Origin of the sequence: Actinoplanes couchii (assembly GCF_016862075.1) — a bacterium.
Taxonomy (GTDB): domain Bacteria; phylum Actinomycetota; class Actinomycetes; order Mycobacteriales; family Micromonosporaceae; genus Actinoplanes; species Actinoplanes couchii.
Map to the genome: position 1 here is coordinate 1 of NZ_BOMG01000059.1, position 5,898 is coordinate 5,898.

Sequence of the window (5,898 nt, forward strand, 5' to 3'; positions counted from 1 at the left end):
CCGCCGAAAGTGTCCCGGGTGGCGGGGTGATTCGGGATTGCAGCATGCGCCGCGGGGTTGTCCCCTTCGGCTTGTGATGCGTTGTTATGGTGCAGAGCAAATTTCATGACCGAGGGTGATCAAGAATCTGCCGGTGCCATTGCCAGGCAGGCCACGACAGCCGTCAAGTTCACGTCGAGGAACAGTTGGAAATGGTACGGGGGATCTTCCGCGCTAACCGCATATCCCAGGTGAACGGCCTTGTCGCCGAGAGATCGCAACGCTTCGAGAGCCTCTGGGAAACCGAGCATCGCGGTCGCCGCCTCCCGTAGCTGCGCTTCGCGGATCGAATAGATCCACGCCAGCACGGATCTGCCGCAACCGGGGGCTGATGGGGCCGGGCGGTTTTGGCTCAGTTGGTTTTCGGCGCGGGTTCCATGACGTCTGCCCATACGCGGTCCACCCAGGGGTTGCCGATGATGTTCAGGCGTTCGGCCACTACCTCGTCCACGGGGGCCGGGCGGTCGACGCCGATCGACTGGTCGGGCCACCACAGCGAATCGCATTCGGTGCAGAGGTAGAACCGGGAGCCGTCGTCCGTGAAACGGTAGGGGTGAACCCAGTCCTGGCCGCACTCGGGGCACGGCGTCCGAGCAACGACCACCAGCCATTTCTATCGCAAGTTCAGCTCCAGTTCCAGCTCGTGACGGATCGGGATGCCGCCGCTCTCCAGTGGAATGGTCGGTTTGAGGCTGCGGGCCCGGGTCACGGCGTCCTCGTCGAGGCGGGTCAGGTTCCAGCCTCGGCGTTGGTAGAAGGCCAGGGCGTTAATGTTCTCGTTGGTGGTGATCAACCACAGGCGGTGTACGGCCTGGCTGTGGGCCTCTGCGGCCAGCCAGTCCAGCAGGGCGGTTCCGGCTCCTGCTCCCGGAACGATCGACACCAGGGACAGCACCTCCCAACCGCCGGCACCGTCGTCGCGGTAGGTGAGCAAGGCGATGGGGTAGCCGTCCCGGTACGCGGCGGCCGCCCCGTCGCCGCGGGCGTCGATCAGGGCTCCGTGGATCGCCATCATGGTGCTGCCGAAGGCGTCGGTCAGGGTTTCCCGGACGAAAGCGGGGTCAGCGGGGCCGATCGACAAGCTCATCACCCGATTATCGCCAGTGCTCCTCCAGCAGAGCTGCCACCTCGGCGGGCCGTTGCAGGACCGTCCAATGGTTGCAGTCCAACTCGGCCAGCCGGGCCCGGGTCAAGTCGGCCAGTTCGGCGCCGTACTCGGCGGGCACCGCCGGATCGTGTTTGCCCCAGAAGACCAGGGCGGGACTGGTCAGGCCGGCCAGCCCGGGCTGCCACTCGGCGCCGACGGTGACCGCCGACCGGTACAGGCGCAGGATGCTGTCACGCATCGTGTCGTCCATCCGGCCGATCGCCGCGACAGCCAGATTTTCCGGTACGCCGAAATCGTCCCGCAGACTCCCCGCGAACGCCGACGGGTCCATGGTCGCCATGAACTCGTCGCCGGCCACCGGGTCCTGCCACATCTTCGCCACCGCGTGCCAGTCGTAACGGGCGCTGACCGGGCCGTTGCCGCCCGCCCACGTGCGGATCAGGTCCGGGCGCAGCGACGCCACCCGGGCGGTGAGCATGCACCCCCAGTCGTGCCCGACCAGGTCGACCGGTTCACCCAGGGCCTCGATGCGTTCGGTGATCCATCGTACGTACGCCTCCTTGGTGCTGGTGAAGTTGACCGGTCTTGAACACCCGAAACCGGGCAGGTCCCAGGCCTGGACGTCGGTGCGGCGCAGGTGCCGTTGGACCTCGGCCCACAGCCGGTGCGTGTCGGGGACTCCGTGGATCAGAACGGCGGGCATCGTGGTGTTCCTTACGTAGCGAAGCGTCGGGAAGATCCTCGACTGCACAACGCGTAGGGTGACCGGCGAGATGTCCACACCTGCCACTCCCGTCCGACGGTTCGCCGCACTGCGGAAAGCCGACAGCCGGACGTACCTGATCGGCGCCGCCCTGGCGATGATGGCCGACAACATCGAGCACGTCATCACGTACTGGGTGCTGTGGGAGAAGTTCGGATCACCCGCCCTGGCCGGGTTCCAGGTGGTCAGCCACTGGCTGCCGTTCCTGCTGTTCTCGCTGCTGTCCGGCGCGCTCGCGGACCGCTACGACTGCCGCCGGGTGATCCAGGCCGGTCAGCTGCTGTTCATGCTGGTCTCGGCCGCGTGGGGGCTGCTGTTCCTGACCGGCGAGCTGGAGATCTGGCACGCCTGTGTGCTGCTGGTGCTGCACGGCTGCGCGGGAGTGCTGTGGGGGCCGGCCGAGCAGATGATGCTGCACGACTTCGTCGGCCGGGAGGCGCTGCCGAGCGCGGTCCGCCTCAACGCCACCTTCAAGAGCCTCGGCGTGCTCTGCGGTCCGGCGGTCGGCTCGGTGCTGCTGCTCGGTCTCGGCCCCACCGGTGGCATCTTCGCCAACATCGCGATCTACCTGCCTTTGACGATCTTCCTTTTCCGTACGCGTTTCACCGGTCACGTCCGAGACGCCGATCGTCAGCGGACGTCCCGGCCCGGGTTCCGGGACACCTTCCGGGTGCTGCGCGAGGTCCGTGGCGACCGTCTGCTGGTCGGCATGATCCTGCTGGCCGGCCTGGGCGCGTTCTTCGTCGGCGCGTCGTTGCAGTCCACGATGCCGGTGTTCGCCAACGACCTGGGCGCCGGCGACGCCGGCACCGCCTACGGAACCCTGCTGTTCGCCGCGGGCGCCGGCGGGGTGCTGGGCGGTCTGGTGCTGGAGGCCACCGGCTGGATCCGGGGCAGTGTGCCGGTCGCGGTCGCCGCGACCGTCGTGTACGGCCTGAGCACGCTCGCGTTCGCGGTCACCGGCGACTATCTGATCGCCGTCGGCATGCTGGCGATCAGCGGGGTCGCCAACCTGGTCGCCACGTCGACCGCGCAGACCGTCGTCCAGTTGCGCGCCCCCGCCGCCGAACGCGGCCGGGTCCTCGGCCTGTACGGCATGTCGTCGAGCGGCCTGCGCCTGGGCAGCGGTTTCACCGTCGGCGCGGCCGGCGCGGTGGTCGGCGTCCACACGTCCCTGGCGGTCAGCGCCGCAACGATGTGCGTGGCCGCCCTGGCCGTCTGGGCCTACAGCGCCCGCGGCCCCGCTTTCTCGGTTGCCGGCCCGATCGGGCGCGTGGAAGACTCCGGGAGCGATGACTCGTAAACCGCCCGGGCAGGTCCGTGCCGACCTGGCTCACCGGCGGGATCCCGGAGTCCGGACAGCCCTGGTCGAGGGGGTCTCCGCCAGGGGACTGAGCCGGATCGCTCAGCTCGAACGCGCCGATCTCCGCCCCGGGGCCGCCGCGGCGGCGTGGAGACGCTGGCAGGCCTTCGCCCGTGCCTCGGCCGAGGAGCGTGCGGACATGCTCTATTACGGTCATGCCGGATGCTGTCCTGATCCGCGAGACGACCGTGACGTGCTGGAACGCGTGTTGCGCGTGCTGCCGCTCCGGGACGCGCGAGCGCTGCGACGGCGCATCGAGACGATCGACTCGGCTTGCGGCATGTGAGCTCGGCCGGGCTCTTTCGGTGAGCGCCGGGCGCACCGCCCGGTCAGTGGCCGACACGACATCCTCAACGGTGTCATCCCTCGCGCGGTAGCTGCGACGATCATCCTGTTCCCGGAGCGCCTCCCGGCGCCGTGATCGACTCGGAGGTGGCTCGATGGGCCGGTACGTCGTCATTGGTGGAGGCGCGGTCGGCGCCACCCTCGCCGCTGAGCTGCACCGGGCCGGCATCGACACGGTCCTGGTCGCGCGCGGCGCCCAGCTCGACACGTTGAAGACCGAAGGCCTGCTTTACGTACGCCCGGACGGCGAGCATCGTGTCCGCCCGCCGGTCGCCGGAGGGCCCGCCGAGATCGCTCTCACCGACGGTGACGTGCTGATCCTCGCCACCAAGACCACCGACAGTGCGGCCGCCGTCGCCGACTGGGCCTGGCGTCCGGTCAAGCGGGCCGACGGTTCGACCGGTGTCGCCGCCACCGACCTGCCACTGGTCACCCTGCAGAACGGCATGGAGACCGAACGGATCGCGCTGCGCTCGTTCGCGACGGTCATCGGCGCGGTGATCTGGGTTCCGGCCACCTTCGTCACGCCCGGTCAGGTGGTCAACCACGGTTCTCCGGTGCCGGCGATCCTCTGGCTGGGCCGGTACCCGCACGGCCGGCACCCGGTGGCCGCCGCGGTCGCCGCCGATCTGCACCGGGCCGGGTTCATCGCGCACCAGGTCGACGAGATCACTGCGCACAAGGCCGGCAAGCTGCTCGGCAACATGATCAACAGCTTGGACGCGCTGTACCGGCCGAGCCCGCTGCGCGACGCCGCATACCGGGCTCTGCGAGCCGAGGCCAAGGCGGTGTACGCGGCTGCCGGAATCGTCCCGATCGTCCCGGAAACCACGAGTTTCCAGCCGGTGGAGATCCCCGGCTACGAACGGGCCGGCAACTCCACCCGCCAGAGTCTGGCCAGGTCGGCGGTCCCGGAATCCGACTACCTGGACGGCGAGATCGTCCTGCTGGCCCGCCTGCACGGCGTCCCGGCCCCACTGTCCGAGGCGATCGTGTCCCGGGTCCACCGAGCGGTCACCGAGTCCACCCCCGCAGCCTCCCTGACCGACGACGACCTGTCCGCGACCCTCCCGTCGATCGCCGCGGGTTTCAACTCCGCACCGGCGGCCGCCGCCGGTTCCTCCTCGTCGGCGGTTGCCGCCGGTTCCTCCTCGTCGGCGGTCGCCGCTGGTTCTCCCTCCTCCGCGGCGGTGGGAACCGGGCAGGCCCGGGCCGCGGTACTCATCGGGGTGGACGAGACGTCGCGTCTTGTTGCCGACCGGACACCACCTGTGCTTCTCGACGTGCGGTGGGCGCTCGGTGATCCGCACGGCGCCGAGCACTACGCGGCCGGTCACCTGCCCGGGGCGGTCTATGTTGATCTGGACACCGAGCTGGCCGGTCCGCACGAGCCCGGCGCCGGGCGCCACCCGCTGCCCACGATCGACGATCTACAGGTCGCGGCCCGCCGATGGGGGATCAACAAGGACAGCACGGTCGTGGTCTACGACAACAGCGGCGGTCTCGCCGCGGCCCGCGCCTGGTGGCTGCTGCGCTGGGCCGGTGTCGCCGACGTGCGCATCCTCGACGGAGGCCTGGCAGCCTGGCGAGCCGCCGATCATCCCGAAGAAATCGCGCCGGCAGCCGATCCGTCCGCCGGGCCGGACGCAGCGCGACCCGCCTCCGGCTCAGTTACGGACCGACCTGCCTCCGGGTCGCCCGTGGATCGATCTGCCTCCGGGTCGCCTGTGGACCGAGCTGCCTCCGGGTCGCCTGTGGATCGATCTGCTTCCGGGTTGGCTGCGGCGCGACCTGCCGGGAACGTCGTTCTCAGCGCGGGGCATCTGCCGACTCTCACCGCCGACGAGGCTGCCGCGCTGCCCTCGGCCGGGACGCTGCTCGATGCGCGGGCGGGGGAACGCTACCGGGGCGAGACCGAGCCGATCGACCCGAGGGCCGGGCACATTCCCGGCGCGATCAGCCGGCCGACCGCCGGGAACCTGGCCGAGGGTGTGCCGTTCTTCCGGCCCACCGACGAGTTGCGGGAGCGGTTCGCCGGGCTCACCGGCCCGATCGGTGTCTACTGCGGATCCGGTGTCACCGCGGCACACCAGATCGCCGCGCTGGCCACCCTCGGTATCGAGGCCGCGCTCTACCCCGGATCATGGTCAGCCTGGTCCGCGGACCCGAACCGCCCGGCTGCCACCGGAGAACAGCCCTGACCACACCCGTGCCGGCCTGGTAGCGCGGCCGTGCCGGCCCGGTCAACGGGCCCGGGCCGGCCGCGCCGCGGAGGGTGGA

Annotated in this window: 7 protein-coding genes; 3 read left to right on the forward strand and 4 right to left on the reverse strand. The window is 70.2% G+C overall.

All coding sequences use genetic code 11. The features are described 5' to 3' along the window. Window positions 1–119: 119 nt before the first annotated feature. From Aco03nite_RS24660 to Aco03nite_RS24675, 4 genes are read right to left on the reverse strand one after another with little or no spacing between them, the layout of a single operon-like run. Window positions 120–347 (reverse strand): hypothetical protein, encoded by a 228-nt coding sequence (locus tag Aco03nite_RS24660; RefSeq protein ID WP_203798314.1) that lies wholly within the window; start codon window positions 345–347, stop codon window positions 120–122. A 44-nt stretch (window positions 348–391) separates the two neighbouring features. Further along, a complete protein-coding gene (locus Aco03nite_RS24665; RefSeq protein WP_203798315.1) occupies window positions 392–643 on the reverse strand; it encodes a hypothetical protein in 252 nt (83 codons plus the stop codon). Between the two features lie 9 nt (window positions 644–652). Continuing rightward, window positions 653–1,126 carry a GNAT family N-acetyltransferase gene (locus Aco03nite_RS24670; protein WP_203798317.1) on the reverse strand — a complete coding sequence of 158 codons (474 nt, stop codon included), beginning with the start codon at window positions 1,124–1,126 and terminating at the stop codon, window positions 653–655. A gap of 7 nt (window positions 1,127–1,133) precedes the next feature. After that, window positions 1,134–1,850 carry an alpha/beta fold hydrolase gene (locus tag Aco03nite_RS24675; RefSeq protein ID WP_203798320.1) on the reverse strand — a complete coding sequence of 239 codons (717 nt, stop codon included), beginning with the start codon at window positions 1,848–1,850 and terminating at the stop codon, window positions 1,134–1,136. 70 nt (window positions 1,851–1,920) lie between these two features. Between Aco03nite_RS24675 and Aco03nite_RS24680 the strand changes: the two genes are divergently transcribed. From Aco03nite_RS24680 to Aco03nite_RS24690, 3 genes are all read left to right on the forward strand, one after another. After that, window positions 1,921–3,213 carry an MFS transporter gene (locus Aco03nite_RS24680; protein WP_203798322.1) on the forward strand — a complete coding sequence of 431 codons (1,293 nt, stop codon included), beginning with the start codon at window positions 1,921–1,923 and terminating at the stop codon, window positions 3,211–3,213. Then, window positions 3,203–3,559, forward strand: coding sequence for a hypothetical protein (locus Aco03nite_RS24685; protein WP_203798324.1), 357 nt, complete (start codon window positions 3,203–3,205; stop codon window positions 3,557–3,559). Before Aco03nite_RS24680 ends, Aco03nite_RS24685 begins: the two co-directional genes overlap by 11 nt. Window positions 3,560–3,713: 154 nt before the next feature. After that, window positions 3,714–5,819, forward strand: a complete 2,106-nt coding sequence (locus tag Aco03nite_RS24690) for a rhodanese-like domain-containing protein (protein WP_203798326.1) — start codon at window positions 3,714–3,716, stop codon at window positions 5,817–5,819. Window positions 5,820–5,898: the final 79 nt, after the last annotated feature.